The organism is Iningainema tapete BLCC-T55, assembly GCF_014698965.1.
Classification (GTDB): domain Bacteria; phylum Cyanobacteriota; class Cyanobacteriia; order Cyanobacteriales; family Nostocaceae; genus Iningainema; species Iningainema tapete.
The window spans coordinates 39,456-53,961 of sequence record NZ_JACXAE010000074.1; the positions used below are offsets into that span (position 1 = coordinate 39,456).

At 42.5% G+C, this 14,506-nt stretch carries 14 protein-coding genes and 1 pseudogene; 8 read left to right on the top strand and 7 right to left on the bottom strand.

The window, feature by feature from the left end; all coding sequences use genetic code 11:
- Nucleotides 1-4: 4 nt before the first annotated feature.
- Complete coding sequence (locus ICL16_RS23845; protein ID WP_190832842.1) at nucleotides 5-715, bottom strand: CHAT domain-containing protein; 711 nt, start codon at nucleotides 713-715, stop codon at nucleotides 5-7.
- Between the two features lie 181 nt (nucleotides 716-896).
- Between ICL16_RS23845 and ICL16_RS23850 the strand changes: the two genes are divergently transcribed.
- Together ICL16_RS23850 and ilvC are read left to right on the top strand one after the other, a co-directional pair.
- A complete protein-coding gene (locus tag ICL16_RS23850) occupies nucleotides 897-1,772 on the top strand; it encodes an aldo/keto reductase (RefSeq protein ID WP_190832845.1) in 876 nt (291 codons plus the stop codon).
- A 126-nt stretch (nucleotides 1,773-1,898) separates the two neighbouring features.
- The gene (gene ilvC / locus ICL16_RS23855) at nucleotides 1,899-2,894 is read left to right on the top strand and encodes a ketol-acid reductoisomerase (protein ID WP_190832847.1); all 996 of its coding nucleotides are present in this window, start codon (nucleotides 1,899-1,901) and stop codon (nucleotides 2,892-2,894) included.
- Here ilvC and ICL16_RS23860 read toward each other — a convergent pair.
- Nucleotides 2,859-3,113: a hypothetical protein gene (locus ICL16_RS23860; protein WP_190832850.1), complete on the bottom strand. Its 255-nt coding sequence runs from the start codon at nucleotides 3,111-3,113 to the stop codon at nucleotides 2,859-2,861. The genes ilvC and ICL16_RS23860 overlap by 36 nt on opposite strands.
- On the opposite strand from ICL16_RS23860, the gene ICL16_RS23865 reads away from it, so the two are divergent.
- A complete protein-coding gene (locus tag ICL16_RS23865; RefSeq protein WP_190832853.1) occupies nucleotides 3,095-3,922 on the top strand; it encodes an EndoU domain-containing protein in 828 nt (275 codons plus the stop codon). The genes ICL16_RS23860 and ICL16_RS23865 overlap by 19 nt on opposite strands.
- Nucleotides 3,923-4,003: 81 nt before the next feature.
- Here ICL16_RS23865 and ICL16_RS23870 read toward each other — a convergent pair whose 3' ends face one another.
- Both ICL16_RS23870 and ICL16_RS23875 read right to left on the bottom strand, forming a co-directional pair.
- Nucleotides 4,004-4,447 carry a type II toxin-antitoxin system VapC family toxin gene (locus ICL16_RS23870; protein ID WP_190832855.1) on the bottom strand — a complete coding sequence of 148 codons (444 nt, stop codon included), beginning with the start codon at nucleotides 4,445-4,447 and terminating at the stop codon, nucleotides 4,004-4,006.
- 3 nt (nucleotides 4,448-4,450) lie between these two features.
- The gene (locus ICL16_RS23875; RefSeq protein ID WP_190832857.1) at nucleotides 4,451-4,804 is read right to left on the bottom strand and encodes a hypothetical protein; all 354 of its coding nucleotides are present in this window, start codon (nucleotides 4,802-4,804) and stop codon (nucleotides 4,451-4,453) included.
- Between the two features lie 399 nt (nucleotides 4,805-5,203).
- On the opposite strand from ICL16_RS23875, the gene acs reads away from it, so the two are divergent.
- The 3 genes from acs to ICL16_RS23890 all read left to right on the top strand — a co-directional run bounded on the left by acs (nucleotide 5,204) and on the right by ICL16_RS23890 (nucleotide 8,715).
- Nucleotides 5,204-7,174 (top strand): acetate--CoA ligase, encoded by a 1,971-nt coding sequence (acs, locus tag ICL16_RS23880; protein ID WP_190832860.1) that lies wholly within the window; start codon nucleotides 5,204-5,206, stop codon nucleotides 7,172-7,174.
- A 246-nt stretch (nucleotides 7,175-7,420) separates the two neighbouring features.
- Nucleotides 7,421-8,020 (top strand): tetratricopeptide repeat protein, encoded by a 600-nt coding sequence (locus ICL16_RS23885; protein WP_238360927.1) that lies wholly within the window; start codon nucleotides 7,421-7,423, stop codon nucleotides 8,018-8,020.
- Entirely contained in the window at nucleotides 8,017-8,715 is a 699-nt protein-coding gene (locus tag ICL16_RS23890; RefSeq protein ID WP_190832869.1) for a tetratricopeptide repeat protein, read from the top strand. Before ICL16_RS23885 ends, ICL16_RS23890 begins: the two co-directional genes overlap by 4 nt.
- 49 nt (nucleotides 8,716-8,764) lie before the next feature.
- Here the strand turns inward: ICL16_RS23890 and ICL16_RS23895 are convergent, their stop codons facing one another.
- Nucleotides 8,765-10,348, bottom strand: a complete 1,584-nt coding sequence (locus ICL16_RS23895; RefSeq protein ID WP_190832872.1) for a DHA2 family efflux MFS transporter permease subunit — start codon at nucleotides 10,346-10,348, stop codon at nucleotides 8,765-8,767.
- A gap of 81 nt (nucleotides 10,349-10,429) precedes the next feature.
- On the opposite strand from ICL16_RS23895, the gene ICL16_RS46895 reads away from it, so the two are divergent.
- The gene (locus ICL16_RS46895) at nucleotides 10,430-10,564 is read left to right on the top strand and encodes a hypothetical protein (protein WP_273039353.1); all 135 of its coding nucleotides are present in this window, start codon (nucleotides 10,430-10,432) and stop codon (nucleotides 10,562-10,564) included.
- A 36-nt stretch (nucleotides 10,565-10,600) separates the two neighbouring features.
- Nucleotides 10,601-11,402 (top strand): annotated as a pseudogene (locus ICL16_RS23900) (Uma2 family endonuclease).
- A gap of 188 nt (nucleotides 11,403-11,590) precedes the next feature.
- Here the strand turns inward: ICL16_RS23900 and ICL16_RS23905 are convergent.
- Together ICL16_RS23905 and ICL16_RS23910 are read right to left on the bottom strand one after the other, a co-directional pair.
- Entirely contained in the window at nucleotides 11,591-12,868 is a 1,278-nt protein-coding gene (locus ICL16_RS23905) for an MFS transporter (RefSeq protein ID WP_190832873.1), read from the bottom strand.
- A gap of 89 nt (nucleotides 12,869-12,957) precedes the next feature.
- Nucleotides 12,958-14,442: an HlyD family secretion protein gene (locus tag ICL16_RS23910; protein WP_190832874.1), complete on the bottom strand. Its 1,485-nt coding sequence runs from the start codon at nucleotides 14,440-14,442 to the stop codon at nucleotides 12,958-12,960.
- Nucleotides 14,443-14,506 lie beyond the last annotated feature (64 nt).

Consider the following 14,506-nt stretch of genomic DNA (forward strand, 5'->3'; position numbering starts at 1 on the left):
TATTTTATCGCTGAAAGTTCAAATTCCCAGCTTGTCCAATATGTCCAATCTGAATAGCGTGATCACCAGCATTTTGGTTAATATTTGGTAAATCTGGGGCGTGCTGATTTTCTTGTGTAGGTTGAATAGTGTTATCCAATTTTGACGTAGGAAGCGCTACGTGCCTACCCTTGAATATTGGGGTATCTGACTCAGGAATACCCTGTAGATCAATAGCATTGCAGCCAAATTTGTAAGCTTGTTCGTAAGATTCGCCCGCGAACAGTGCGTCATAAAACCCTTTCGCAAAATTAATTGCTGTGCGATCGCCTACTGCTTGGTTCATGCCAACTATATAGTTTATGTGTTGGTGAATTGCCTCAGCTTGCGTTTCTGAATAACAAGCGTTTAAAACGATACACTCAACATTGTCCTTGAACAACTCAAATAAATCCGTTAGGGATTTTGTACTTACCAATTGCACTTGCCCAAAATTATTTTCCAAGGCGATGCCATCACTGCCTGCCCCATGCCCGCAAAAGTGAACAATTTGAGGTTGGTGATATAATAAGGAGTCATGCAGGTCATCAACCTTTACCGCCAATTCACTGACAATTTCAAACTGATTTCGATTTCTAGCTCGTTTCAGCCCCTGTTGTATTTCCCGCACCTCCTCATCCAGTCGCAACCTATTTGTATTCCAGGGATTAGCTGATAAAATGAGGATTTTTTTCATGCTATCATCTCCTCTTTAATGCCAACTTTTAATTTAAGATACAATCAGCTACTGCATTATTCCGGTAAAGGAAATAGACATAGGGCAGAAAAATTTAGATAAGCCTTAAGTGGGATGAATTGTCAAAAATGCTCATCCCAGTTAGTAAATAGATCATGTGCCAAAAATTTAAGCTAGAAACATGGAAACAAAACAGCTAGGAAAAACGGGTGTCTTTGTAAGTACGCTCGGCATGGGTGGGATGCCAATGTCTTTGAGTAATCGTCCAGAAGAATCGCAGTCCCTCAACGTCATCCATCGCGCTTTGGATTTAGGCGTCACATTTATAGACACCGCCGACTCTTACTGTAAAGATGAATCTGACAAACACCACAACGAGCGCTTGATTCACAAAGCTTTGCAAAGTTACAATGGTGATGTTAGTAAAGTCATTGTAGCAACCAAAGGCGGGTTGATGCGTCCCAATGGCAACTGGACACGCAACGGCAATCCACAACATTTACGTGAAACTATCCGTGTCAGCTTTGAAGCTTTAGGCGGCAATAAACCGATTGATGTTTGGCAGTACCATGCCCCCGATCCAAATTACACCATTGAGGAATCCCTAGCTCCTGCTAAAGAAGCAGTGGATGAAGGTATAATTAGATTCGTAGGAGTTTCTAACTTTTCCGTAGAACAAATCAAGCGGGCGCAAGATGTAGTTGATATTGTCTCAGTGCAAAATCAGTACAACCCTTGGCAAAGGCAGCCAGAATTTGATGGCGTGCTAGAGTATTGTGAAAAAGAAGAGTTGACATTTCTACCGTGGAGTCCTTTTGGTGGTAGCCGTCGTCACCAGGGCTTACAAGATTTTCCCACCATATCCAAACTGGCTCAGGAAAAAGGCGTCTCAGTATATTCAATTGTCCTAGCATGGTTGCGTTCTAAATCACCTTGTATTTTGCCCATCCCAGGAGCAAGTAAAGTTTCCAGCATTGAAGACTCAGTGCGTGCAGCCGATGTAAAATTATCCAATGACGAAGTACAAAGAATAGATCGAGAAACAGCGTCATCCTAAATTTTTACCCACAGATAAACACACATAAATCATCATCTGTGTTCATCTGTGGTTCTTAGATCAGATTTTGCGGTAGAATCATATACTTGCAATCAATCACTACGCTTGCTGACAGGAGACGCTCCTATGGCCCGGATGTACTACGACGAAGATGCAAATTTAGACCTTTTAGCACAGAAAACCGTTGCTATAATCGGTTACGGCTCTCAAGGTCACGCTCACGCCCTGAATCTCAAAGATAGTGGCATAAATGTCATTGTTGGGTTATATCCGGGTAGTAAGTCAGTAGCAAAGGCAGAAGCTGCTGGATTAAATGTCAAGAATGTGGCTGATGCGGCTAAGGCTGCTGACTTAATTATGATTCTGTTACCTGATGAGGTGCAAAAAACTGTTTACAAAAATGAGATAGAACCTAATTTGCAAGAAGGAAATATCTTAGCTTTTGCCCACGGTTTTAATATCCATTTTGCTCAAGTTGTACCACCAGCTAACGTGGATGTAGTGATGGTAGCACCGAAAGGACCTGGACATTTGGTCAGAAGGACTTATGAACAAGGGCAAGGTGTACCTTGTCTATTTGCAGTGTACCAGGATGCCACAGGTCAAGCACGCGATCGCGCTATGGCATACGCAAAAGGTATCGGCGGTACCCGCGCTGGTGTGTTAGAAACCACTTTCCGCGAAGAAACCGAAACCGATTTGTTTGGTGAACAAACAGTACTGTGCGGCGGTTTGAGTGCTTTAATCAAAGCAGGATTTGAAACCTTGGTAGAAGCAGGCTATCAACCAGAGTTAGCTTATTTTGAATGCCTCCATGAAGTCAAATTGATCGTTGACTTAGTTGTAGAAGGCGGCTTAGCCAAGATGCGCGACAGCATTTCTAACACTGCTGAATACGGTGATTATACCCGTGGACCTCGCATTGTTACCGAACAAACCAAATCAGAAATGCGCAAAATTCTCCAAGAAATTCAATCTGGGCAATTTGCACGAGAATTCGTTTTAGAAAACCAAGCAGGAAAACCAGGTTTTACCTCCATGAGACGTCAAGAAGCCGAACATCCTATTGAGGAAGTAGGCAAAGATTTACGCGCCATGTTTAGTTGGATGAAGAAAGATTAATTCTCCACACTCGCCCACTCGTGCCACTCGTTCCCAGGTTCTATCTGGGAATGCATTACCAAGTGGCTCTGCCACTTGATTATCTGGAGGCAGCAGCCCACCAAACTGCATTCCCATGCTCAGCATGGGAACGAGGAAAAAAGGCGATCGCATGGGAACGAGAAAAACATCATAAATATTTAAATTTCTAACATAAATACATGCAATTAAATCTAACAAAAAAATTAGCTACGTTGATAAAAACAGGATTCGCTTTCCTACTGTTAGCATCGCCACTTTGGTTACACAATCCCATTTATCCCCAAGATACTAAACTTCTGCCCTTTTTTGATAACGAAGATAACCCAGTTCCTGTAGGATTTCCCGCCGGACAACAATTGGACATCTCACCGCCACCACCCCAACTAAATGCTTTTGACAAAAAGGTACTTCAAACCTGCGGTTCTATTGGTACAAAAGTCAGTCCCAACAAATTTAAACAGCTTTTATCCTATTACCCAGATGTAGTACAAAAACTTCAGCAAGTGACTAATGGCGAACTGCGTTCTGGTCGTAAAAATCAGGCAGAATTTATAGAAGATTTAACAAATATTTGGTTTAAAAATAAAGGATTTGAACACATATTTTGTGGAGAAATATATAACGCAAATGACATCGGCGGATTGCATTTTTACGGAAGATATTTAGAGTTACAAAATCAGGGAATTGCGGGGCGCTTACCGAATAACAATCAACGCCAGGAAGTAGTTCCTGGCGTTATTTATACAATGGGTGTAGTGATTAAACAAGGCAACCAAGTAGTCAGGGATGTTATTAAAGGCTATGGCTATCTCAGTAATGCCGAAGAAATGCTTCTCGATGCGACAAAAATTTTTAAACTCCAAGGAAATACTGAAGGAGCATGTATATATAATGTACGAGATGGAAATACAGGAAAATCCTTTCCCGCAGTTTTCGTGAGGAAAGATAAAGCGATAATTACCTTCTACCCTGATGCTACTCCTCAAGGAACAAAGTGTAATAATTGACCAGAAATTGGAGAAACTATTAAATAAAAATTATAATTAGAGGACGGCTTATAGCATGAGTTGAGGTTAAGTGCTAAAAGATTAAAGCCAAGATTCTAGGGGGAATGCCTCTACCTGCTGGATGCGAGCAAAATCGTTATCGGCTGAGATAACGGTGAGACTGTAGTACACTGCCGTAGATGCGATCCAGATGTCGTTGTCATTAAAGCCTAAATTTTGAACTGTGAAATTTCTGCGCTTAGCTTTATCCTTTGGTCCAAAATTTTCGATGATTTTTCCTTTGATACTGCCATAGATATCAGCAACGGCTCCATTAATCGGATAAAGATTAATGGTTTGTAAAAATGCTCTGACTGGCTGAAGGTTTGCCATTTGTTGTTCAGACTTGTGCACCATATATAGCAATTCGCCACGTACAATAACGCTCGTACCTACTTGTGCACTACTATTTTCTTGCAACTGGCGAATTAAGTTGCTGTCTCCAAAGATAATACGGCTACAGTGATTGGTGTCTAAAAGATACATGTCTCAGAACTTTGTCTTGGAACGGGTGTCATAAACAAGTTGTAGGCACTCCTCAAAGTCATCACCAAGCCATGTCCCCGCAAATTTCAGTAAATCTCCTGCAGTAGAACCTCGAATAATCGGGGTTTCTTCTTTCGTTGGAAATTTAATCTCTTGGGGAGATTCAACAGGGGTAGTTGAGTTACTTTTGGACGGTGAGTCAGATTCTAAGTTTATTTGCCTATCTGTACTAGCTGTATGAGTTTCTGATTGTTTTTGGAACTTAGTTTTCAAGAACTGCAAAAAGTCCAAAGTTTCTGCGATTAAAGACTCCGGAGCTGATTCAATCTCTTGAAGAAGCAGTTCTTTTTTAGTCATAGTAGGATACTCCTTTACTCAATGGGAAACCAAAAATTGCTACATTTTTGTTAATTACTACCTTATCTTAGTTAATTTTGGAATCTCCTGCACTAATATGCTTTACCGCTACTTTTTACAAAGTTAGCTGAAGCAGCGAATTATATTGCTCTATGTTAAAATTAGGCGATCGCTTACTACGAACTAATTCCCTCAAGTAGAGACGTTCCATGGAACGTCTCTACATTATTTTTTGGAGATGTCTAATGAAGGTTTTCATCAACGGCAGTGTGGGGAGAATACCTGTTCAATAGCACCTTTTCACAATAATTTGCCTATTTCTTCATGAAAATCAACAGTATTCAGGTAAGTTAACATACACAATAGTTTTGAGTTACAACACAAACTACAGAAATAATTATGTCCCAAGTGACGATAGAATCAATTCTGCAGGAAAAGCGTCTCTTCCACCCCAGCGCTGAATTCTCACAAAACGCACAGATCAAAAGTCTGGAAGACTACCAGCGTCTTTATCAGAAAGCTTCATCAGATCCTCAGGCATTTTGGGCAGAATTAGCAGAAACTGAGTTGCACTGGTTCCAAAAGTGGGACAACGTGCTAGACTGGCAACCACCTTTTGTGAAATGGTTTGTTAACGGTAAAACTAATATTTCCTACAACTGTCTAGATAGACACCTTACCACTTGGCGCAAAAATAAAGCAGCTATTATTTGGGAAGGGGAACCAGGAGACTCGCGCACTCTTACCTACGCCCAACTGCACAGAGAAGTTTGCCAGTTTGCTAATGTACTCAAGCAACTGGGAGTGCAAAAAGGCGATCGCGTGGGCATCTACATGCCGATGATTCCCGAAGCTGCTATTGCTATGCTAGCTTGTGCTAGAATAGGCGCACCCCATAGCGTTGTATTTGGTGGTTTTAGTGCCGAAGCTTTGCGCGATCGCCTGATTGATGCCCAAGCTAAGGTAGTAGTCACTGCTGATGGTGGTTGGCGTAAAGATGCGATCGTACCGCTCAAAGAGCAAGTAGACAAAGCCTTAGCTGAGGGTGCTGTTCCCACAGTTAAAGATGTTCTGGTAGTCCAGCGTACCAGTCAACAAATACACATGGAACCAGGGCGCGATCACTGGTGGCACGATCTACAGCAAGGTGTATCAGCCGATTGTCCCGCCGAACCGATGGACAGTGAAGATATGCTGTTCATCCTCTACACTTCTGGCAGTACTGGCAAGCCGAAAGGCGTCGTTCATACAACTGGTGGTTATAACTTATACACTCATATGACCACTAAATGGATTTTCGACCTCCAAGATACTGATGTATACTGGTGTACAGCAGATATCGGTTGGATTACAGGACACAGCTACATCGTCTACGGTCCCCTTTCCAACGGTGCGACAACGATTATGTATGAAGGTGCGCCTCGTGCTTCTAACCCAGGTTGTACGTGGGACATTATTGAGAAATATGGCGTCACAGTATTTTATACCGCACCAACTGCCATTCGTGCTTTTATCAAAATGGGTGAACACTTGCCTAAAGCACGCAACTTATCTTCCCTACGCTTACTTGGAACCGTAGGTGAACCAATTAACCCAGAAGCTTGGATGTGGTACTATCGAGTGATTGGTGGGGAACGCTGTCCAATTGTTGATACTTGGTGGCAAACAGAAACTGGCGGTATCATGATTACAGCGTTACCAGGAGCAATTCCTACCAAACCTGGTTCGGCAACTCGTCCCTTCCCCGGAATTTTAGCAGATGTGGTGGATTTAGAAGGCAACCGTGTAGGTGACAATGAAGGCGGTTATTTAGTAGTTCGTCATCCTTGGCCTGGTATGATGCGGACAGTATACGGCGATCCAGAACGATTCCGTCGCACTTACTGGGAACATATCCCTCCTAAAGATGGAAAATATGTCTACTTTGCAGGCGATGGTGCAAGACAAGATGAAGACGGCTATTTCTGGGTGATGGGAAGAGTTGACGATGTGATTAATGTATCTGGACATCGTTTGGGTACAATGGAAATTGAATCGGCTCTAGTCTCCCATCCATCGGTAGCAGAAGCTGCTGTGGTAGGTAAACCAGATGAACTCAAAGGCGAAGAGATAGTTGCTTTTGTGACTTTAGAAGGTGGTAAGAATCCTAGTGAGGAACTGAGTAAAGAACTCAAGAAACATGTTGTGCAGGAAATAGGAGCAATCGCACGTCCCGGAGAAATTCGCTTCACCGACGCTTTGCCCAAAACTCGCAGTGGTAAAATTATGCGGCGGCTACTGCGCAATCTGGCAGCAGGGCAAGAAGTCTCCGGTGATACTTCTACCTTAGAAGATCGCAGCGTCTTGGATAAACTGCGCGAGGGTGCTTGATTTAGGATTATCTCACGCAAAGGCGAGGACAGTACGTCCGAGGGTTTCCCTCCGAAAGAATCTGTCCGTCGCTAAGACGCTAAGAAACTCTTTGCGTCTTTTCTTGCTCTCAAACTGAGCGATCGCTCAACAGGAACATTATATTATCTGTAAATGTCTGGTATGAAAGTCGCAAAAGCGCACGATCAGACGTAACATTACATTTGGGTGTGTAATGAAATGAAGCTCGAACAACGGAAAAGCCAGATGAAATCAGCATTTATTCATCTTTTTAGCGGCATGATAGTTGGCATCCTGACGGTAACAGGGACATCGCCTGTGTTAGCACAGTTCGGAGACACAGAGCAACCGTCGCAAGAGCGAACGCAACTCGTTCAAAAAGCTAATGCTTTATATAATGAGGGCAATTTCCCAGAAGCAGAGAAAAGTATACGCTCCTTACTGAAGAAGTATCCTAAAGATGCTTTTGGGCATTATCAACTAGGAAACATACTTTTTCGTCAAGGCAAACCAGAAGAAGCAATTACCTCATACCAAAAAGCTATTAGCCTAAATTCTAGCTATGCACTGGCTCACAATGCATTGGGTGTTGTGCTGGCAGAAAAAGGTCAAAGAGAAGAAGCAATCTCTGAGTATCAAAAAGCACTAAAAATTAATCCAGATTATGGTGATGCGCTGACCAATTTAGCACAAACACTATGGCAGCAGGGGAAAAAAACTGAAGCGATCGCATCAATGGAAAAAGCTTTAAACGTGTTCAAACAACAACAAAGACGTGATAAAGCTTACAGAGTTGAGCAATTTTTGCGTCAAATGAAAACTCAAGATGACCCAAGTGTATCATGAAGCGCATCGCCAAAGCAAAGGTAACAAATGGGATTGTTGCTGGTTTATTTTTAACTTTTGCCTTTGGCACTCCATCATTTGGTGCAGCTAAGGCTGGTGACTATCGCCAATTAGGTTTATCGTACCGTCAACAAGGCAGGTATACTGAAGCAATAGCGGCAATGCAAAAATCCGTAGAACTCGAACCGGAAAATGTTCAGGGACGAGTTAATCTAGGTTGGACACAGCATTTAGCAGGTAAAGAGAAAGAAGCGGCACAGTCTTTATGGCAAGCAATATATCTTAAGCCGTTTTCTGTGCCTTCATACAACGCTTTGGGAATTGTCTATTTAGTTGATGGTAATTTACCAGCAGCAGTGCTAGTTCACACTTGGGCAGCAATTCTCAAACCAAATAATGAAATTGCTTATTTCAACTTAAGTTTGGCATTGCATCAACTCAAAGTCTATAAGTTAGCGATCCTTGCAGCCAACCGTGCTGCTATTCTAGAACCAAACAATCCTCATCCGTTAGTTGCTAGTGCGATCGCTTACTGGGATAGTGGTGACAAAAAGACAGCCAAACAAGTTTATACCAAAGCCATTAACTTAGATTCCAGGTATAGCGATCGGACTTTTTTAAATCATCTTAAGCAAGCGGCATTTAGTTCAAGTCAAATACAGATAGTTGATAATATTCGCAGTTCATCGAATTAATAATCTCACGCAAAGGCGCAAAGGCGCAAAAATGTAGAGGCGCGAAACCTTAATGCCCTACAGCAGCCCCCGTTGCCTTAACTTTCTTCAAGAATAAAATAGCAATCCCACTGACTAACAAAGCAATGCCTATAAAGTAGAAACAATCGTTGAAAGCTTGAACAAATGCTTCGCGACGCACAGTTTGATCGATAGCTGCGATTGCCTGGTTTTGCGCTGTGTTCAAATCAACACCACCGCGACTGCCAAAATACTGTGTCAATTGATCAATTCGCTGTTGCGTTGCTGAGTTATATATAGATACTGATTCTCCTAATCTATTGGAATGAAATTGTTCTCTGTTAGTTAATAAAGTTGCTAAACAGGCAATACCGATAGAACCGCCCATATTACGCATCATATTAAATAAACCACTTGCTGAACCCGCATCTTTTGGATTTAAACCAGCAGTGGCAATAGAAGTAAGGGGTACCATAATCAAAGGTTGTCCCATTGCACGAACCAGTTGTGACCATATTAATTGGTCATGTCCCGTTTGAAAAGTCATCCGCGAGTTCATAAACGCACTTATGGAAAACAAAGCCACTCCTAAGGCAACCATAAAGCGAACATCAATGCGTTGCATCACTCTGGGGATGAAAGGAATAATAAATAATTGAGGCACCCCCGCCCAAATTAACACTTCACCAATTTGCAGCGCATTATATCTTTGAATTTGCGCTAGATACAAAGGTAAGATATAAATTGAGCCATACAATCCCACCCCTAATGACACGTTGACAATACTTGCTAAACCAAAGTTACGGTTACGTAAAAGTCGTAGATTAATAAATGGTTGCTTGCGAGTTAATTCTATAAAGAAAAATAGTGCTATAAAAATTGCAGCTATGATACTCAAGCGGACAATAAACGCTGAACCAAACCAATCTTTGCGGCTACCTTCTTCTAACACAACTTGCAGGGAACCTAAACCAATCGCCATTGAAATAATTCCCCACCAATCTCCTTGCTTGAGTAAATTTAATTGAGGTATATCTTGCTTAATTCCGTACCAAACTCCAGCCAGCATCAATATGCCTGGAACTACATTTATGTAAAAACTATACTCCCAACTATAGTTTTCTGTTAACCAACCTCCTAATGTTGGTCCAATTGAAGGTGCAAAAACTGCCGTAATCGCAAACGCAGCTAGCCCTATAGGTTGCTTGGAGGGTGGTAAAGTTGTAAGTACAACAGTCATGGCGATAGGAATAAGAACCCCTCCTGTAAAGCCTTGTAAAGCGCGGAAAACAATCATCGAATTTAAGTCCCACGCCCAAGCACAGCATATAGAAAAGAAGATAAATAAAGCGGTATTAACTAAGAGATACCGTCTTAGGGAAAATACCCGCGATAACCATCCAGTTAAAGGAATTACCACAATTTCCGCTACCAGGTAAGCGGTAGAAATCCAAGAACCTTCTTCTAGCGTCGCCCCCAAAGATGCCTGAATATCTTGTAGGGAAGCGTTGGTGATTTGAATATCAAGAACCGCCATGAATGCGCCAAGCATACTAGCTAAAACACCAATCCACGTTCTCAAGGGGATTCGATTGGAAGAAGCCTGTTTATCTACAGCATTTGTGTTAGCCACATCAATACTCCAAAGCCATATTGAAATAGGAGGATATTTATATTGTCAATCTTAATAGGCAAGAAAGAATGTATCTAAAGAATGGCTAAATTTTTCCAACAAATCTTCGCCTATCATAATCATAAAAGTGGCACTCAAGATCGCAATACCCTAGAAGGGTATCGCTATATGTACAAAGCCTGCCTCCGCAAGCTAAGAAAGATCGCCCTTGCTTAGAATAGTACTAACGACACACAATCTTATCACTTGCTTATGTCCCAGACGCTTAATATATTACCACCTCCGTTCCCAGACCATACCCAACTACCTGAGTCTGACGGCACCTTCGTGAAAAATTTCCAACAACATCCACAGAGTATATTATTAACAGATTCTATCACCCCTGTTTTGGAAAGACTACACCCAGATGGGCAGTATGCTATAGGGCAAGACTGCGGCATTTACTGGCGGGAAACAGATCCTCCTGAGAAAGGGGCAGAAGCTCCTGATTGGTTCTATGTACCTGGAGTTCCCCCAAGATTGGATGGGCAGATTCGTCGCTCTTACGTACTGTGGCGCGAATTCATCACGCCTGTAATTGCTTTGGAATTCGCCTCCGATGACGGTAGCGAAGAACGCGATCAAACTCCTTTATCTCGTGCAGCTGGTAAACAAAGCAATCATACCGGGAAAATTTTGGGTATATTCGCAAATTATGCGCATTCCCTACTATGGGATTTATGAAGTCGTTAACGAAAAATTAGAAGTTTATCACTTGGTATACACAACTTATCAAAAAATGCAACCAAATGAACGGGGACACTATCCAATTCTACCTATGCAGGTTGAGTTGGGGTTGTGGCGAGGTAGCTATCAGAATCAGCCGGAGGAACTTTGGTTGCGCTGGTGGGATTTGGACGGACATTTGCTACTAATTGGACATGAACAAGCAGAGTTAGAACGTCAACGAGCAGAGCAGGAACGCCAAAAGCGACAGCGGTTGGCGCAAAAATTGCGATCGCTCAGCCCCGATCAGTTGAGTGAATTGGGGATTTCACTTACGGATTTGGAGTAATATCAAACCACAGATGGACACAGATAAACACAGATAAAAGCCATCGGGGCATGTCAGTTTTGCACAAATAGTTTCTTGTTTTGTAAATTACATTGACATGCAATCAAAGCCATCTGTGTGCATCTGTGTTTATCTGTGGTTATTTTTCATAATTCCTTCTGCCCTCTGCCTTATCACTTCTGCCTTCTTTATGATTTCGCACCTGTTAAAATACCTTTTTGGATAAAAATCGGGCGTACCATTTCCCTTAAAGCAGGCAACTGTCTGATAAAATACAAAGACCCTAAAATACAAATAATTCCAGCAATAATTATTGTATAGGTGGAACCGATGTAATTTGCTAAATTACCACCTAATAAATTACCAAATGGTGTCATACCTAAAAATGACATTGTGTACAAACTCATGACTCTTCCGCGCTTGTCTTCATCAATAATTGTTTGTAAAACTGTGTTGCCAGAGGCAATTTGCAGAATTGTTCCTAAGCCGATAAACAACATTGAGAACAAAGAAAGTGGTAGGAAGCGTGACAAGGCAAAACCAATCAACCCAACTCCTAAAATTGCTGGAGCTATGGCAATTAATTTACCAAGTCCGACTACTGTCTGCCTTGTAGCCAAATAAATTCCACCTGATAACGCTCCTACTCCCGACGCCGCCATCAAAAACCCTAGAGTTTCTGCACCTCCTCCAAGGATTTTGTCGGCAAAAATTGGTACGAGAATTGTGTATTGCATTCCGAAGCAGCTAACTAATGCTGATAGTAATAAGATGGCACGAATGGGGGGAAAGCCAAAGGCATACTCAAATCCCTCTTTAATTCTTTGCAAGGGATTGGTGTTAGTTACGGGAATTTTTCTCGGCTTAATTTTCATCGCTAATAAAGCGATAATTACAGCAATGTACGATAAACCATCAATTAGAAAACAGTAAGGCGCACCAATTCTAGCTAATATTAAACCACCGATCGCCGGACCAATTAACCTGGCTCCATTAAACATTGTTGAGTTTAGAGCGATCGCATTAGCCAAATCTTCTGGGCGCTCTACCAATTCTGGCACAAATGCTTGACGGGCTGGTGCATCAAAGGCATTGATAAATCCTTGAAATAAGCTTAAGGCGATGATCTGCCAAATGTGAATCACACCAGTAAGCGCTAACGCCGCCAGCGCTAAAGATTGAATCATCGCCAGGATTTGTGTTCCAATTAAAATACGATGGCGGGAGAAGCGATCTACAAACACTCCACCAAAAGGAGAAAGAAAGAAGCTGGGAATCTGACTGGTAAATCCTACAACCCCTAATAATACAGGAGAGTTAGTTAAATGATAAACCAACCAAACGGTTGCAAGTTGCGTCATCCACGTACCAATCAGAGAAATCCCTTGCCCAGCAAAAAACAGACGGTAGTTTCTCGACTTCAAAGCTGGTGGTAACAGCTTTGTTTTGCTTCCTGGTGTGTTCATGTAAAGCTTGCTTAATATTGATATCTTTTCATATAGATATCATTTGACTTGATCCTTAACGCCTCTCCACAGGCTGAGAGTGCTAGTTACTACTTGACTTCTACCGCTACTTCTGCAGACATCCCTGGTGTAACCCGTGATTCGTATCCTTTGATACTATCAGCGTCAAAAACAACTTTGACAGGAACGCGCTGTACAATTTTGGTAAAGTTACCAGTAGCGTTATCCGGTGGTAAGAGGGCAAATTGAGCGCCAGAAGCAGGTGAAAGACTATCAACATGACCTTTAAAGGTATGATGGGGGAAGGCATCCAGCTTGATTTCAACGGATTGTCCTGGCTTCATATCTTCTAACTGGGTTTCTTTAAAGTTAGCCACTACCCAGTAATCATTATTTACTATCGCCATTAACGGTGTTCCTGCTTGCACTCTGTTACCAACTTCAGCGTTTTTCTTACCCACCCTTCCGGTCGCAGGGGCGGTAATGTTGGTGTAGGATAATTGCAACTGTGCGTCTTTGAGGGATGCTTCTGCTTGGTTAATAGCTGCTTGTGCTGCTTGGTATTGACTGCGATTCACTGCTGTTTGTTGCCCCCCAGCGGTAGCTTGTTGCAATCCTCCTTTAGATGCTGCAAGTTTCGCTTGAGCTGTGGCTACACCCTGTTGAGCTTGTGCCAGTAGAGACTGCGCTCTTGCTACCCCAACTTTTGCCGCTGCTAGTCGTGCTTGTGCTTGTTGTACTCCTTGTACAGCACCATTTTTCTGTGCCACAGCCACGTCATAAGCAGCTTTTGCAGTATCTAATTGCTGACGGGGAATTGCACCTTGGTTAAACAAGGTTTGATAACGGTTGTAATCTGCTTGCGCTCTTTGCAAATTGGCATCAGCTTGTGCTACCTGCGCTTGAGCTACAGGAACTCCTGCTTGGGCTTGCTTGACTTCAGCTTCTGCTGCTGGGATGCCTGCTTGTGCTTCTTCCACTGCGGCTTGGGCTGTGGAAATACCCGCAACAGCGGCATTAACATCACCTTGTGCAGTAGCTGTCTTAGCTGTGGTAGTTTGGGAAGCTAAGTTAATATTTGCCTGTGCTGCATTTGCTTGGCGTTGTGCAGTTTGTAGTGCTGCTTGCGCTTGTCTTACTTTATTTTCATAGTCCTGTGGATCTAACTTTACCAGCAACTTTCCCTGTTGTACTTGCTGGTTATCATTCACTAGTACTTGGCTTATAGTTCCAGGAATACGGCTACTTACTTGGTGAATGTGCCCCGCAACTGTGGCGTTGTCGGTTTCTTGGTGAGTAGAAGCGTATTGCCACCAGCGATAACCAAAACCACCTGCCACTGTTGCACCTACACCCAATGCTGCCAAAATTAAAGCTAGTGGTTTCTTACCTTTTGGTTTTTCTGGTGTCTGCGGTTTTACCTCTTCTGGTAGTTGCGCTACCTCTTGCGGTGTTTCTACTGGTGCAGAGGTACGTGCTTCTAGTGTCTCCATATCTGTAATCAATTCTTTGTCCAATACTGCAGTTTTATGACCGTTGCGTCCGTTTAAATTGGTAGTTTTGGTGCTTTCCATAATTTTTCACTCTTTTGGTAGATGTATTAGTTAGTAGTCAATTATTTAGGATGCGTAATTTTTA

Excerpts from the sequence above, each read along its gene's own strand:
- ICL16_RS23885 (WP_238360927.1), top strand. The coding sequence starts at position 7,421 with ATGAAATCAGCATTTATTCATCTTTTTAGCGGCATGATAGTTGGCATC.
- ICL16_RS23845 (WP_190832842.1), bottom strand. The coding sequence starts at position 715 with ATGAAAAAAATCCTCATTTTATCAGCTAATCCCTGGAATACAAATAGG.
- ICL16_RS23890 (WP_190832869.1), top strand. The coding sequence starts at position 8,017 with ATGAAGCGCATCGCCAAAGCAAAGGTAACAAATGGGATTGTTGCTGGT.
- ICL16_RS23865 (WP_190832853.1), top strand. The coding sequence starts at position 3,095 with ATGCAATTAAATCTAACAAAAAAATTAGCTACGTTGATAAAAACAGGA.
- acs (WP_190832860.1), top strand. The coding sequence starts at position 5,204 with ATGTCCCAAGTGACGATAGAATCAATTCTGCAGGAAAAGCGTCTCTTC.
- ICL16_RS23875 (WP_190832857.1), bottom strand. The coding sequence starts at position 4,804 with ATGACTAAAAAAGAACTGCTTCTTCAAGAGATTGAATCAGCTCCGGAG.
- ICL16_RS23905 (WP_190832873.1), bottom strand. The coding sequence starts at position 12,868 with ATGAACACACCAGGAAGCAAAACAAAGCTGTTACCACCAGCTTTGAAG.
- ICL16_RS23870 (WP_190832855.1), bottom strand. The coding sequence starts at position 4,447 with ATGTATCTTTTAGACACCAATCACTGTAGCCGTATTATCTTTGGAGAC.
- ilvC (WP_190832847.1), top strand. The coding sequence starts at position 1,899 with ATGGCCCGGATGTACTACGACGAAGATGCAAATTTAGACCTTTTAGCA.
- ICL16_RS46895 (WP_273039353.1), top strand. The coding sequence starts at position 10,430 with ATGGCTAAATTTTTCCAACAAATCTTCGCCTATCATAATCATAAAAGT.
- ICL16_RS23910 (WP_190832874.1), bottom strand. The coding sequence starts at position 14,442 with ATGGAAAGCACCAAAACTACCAATTTAAACGGACGCAACGGTCATAAA.
- ICL16_RS23850 (WP_190832845.1), top strand. The coding sequence starts at position 897 with ATGGAAACAAAACAGCTAGGAAAAACGGGTGTCTTTGTAAGTACGCTC.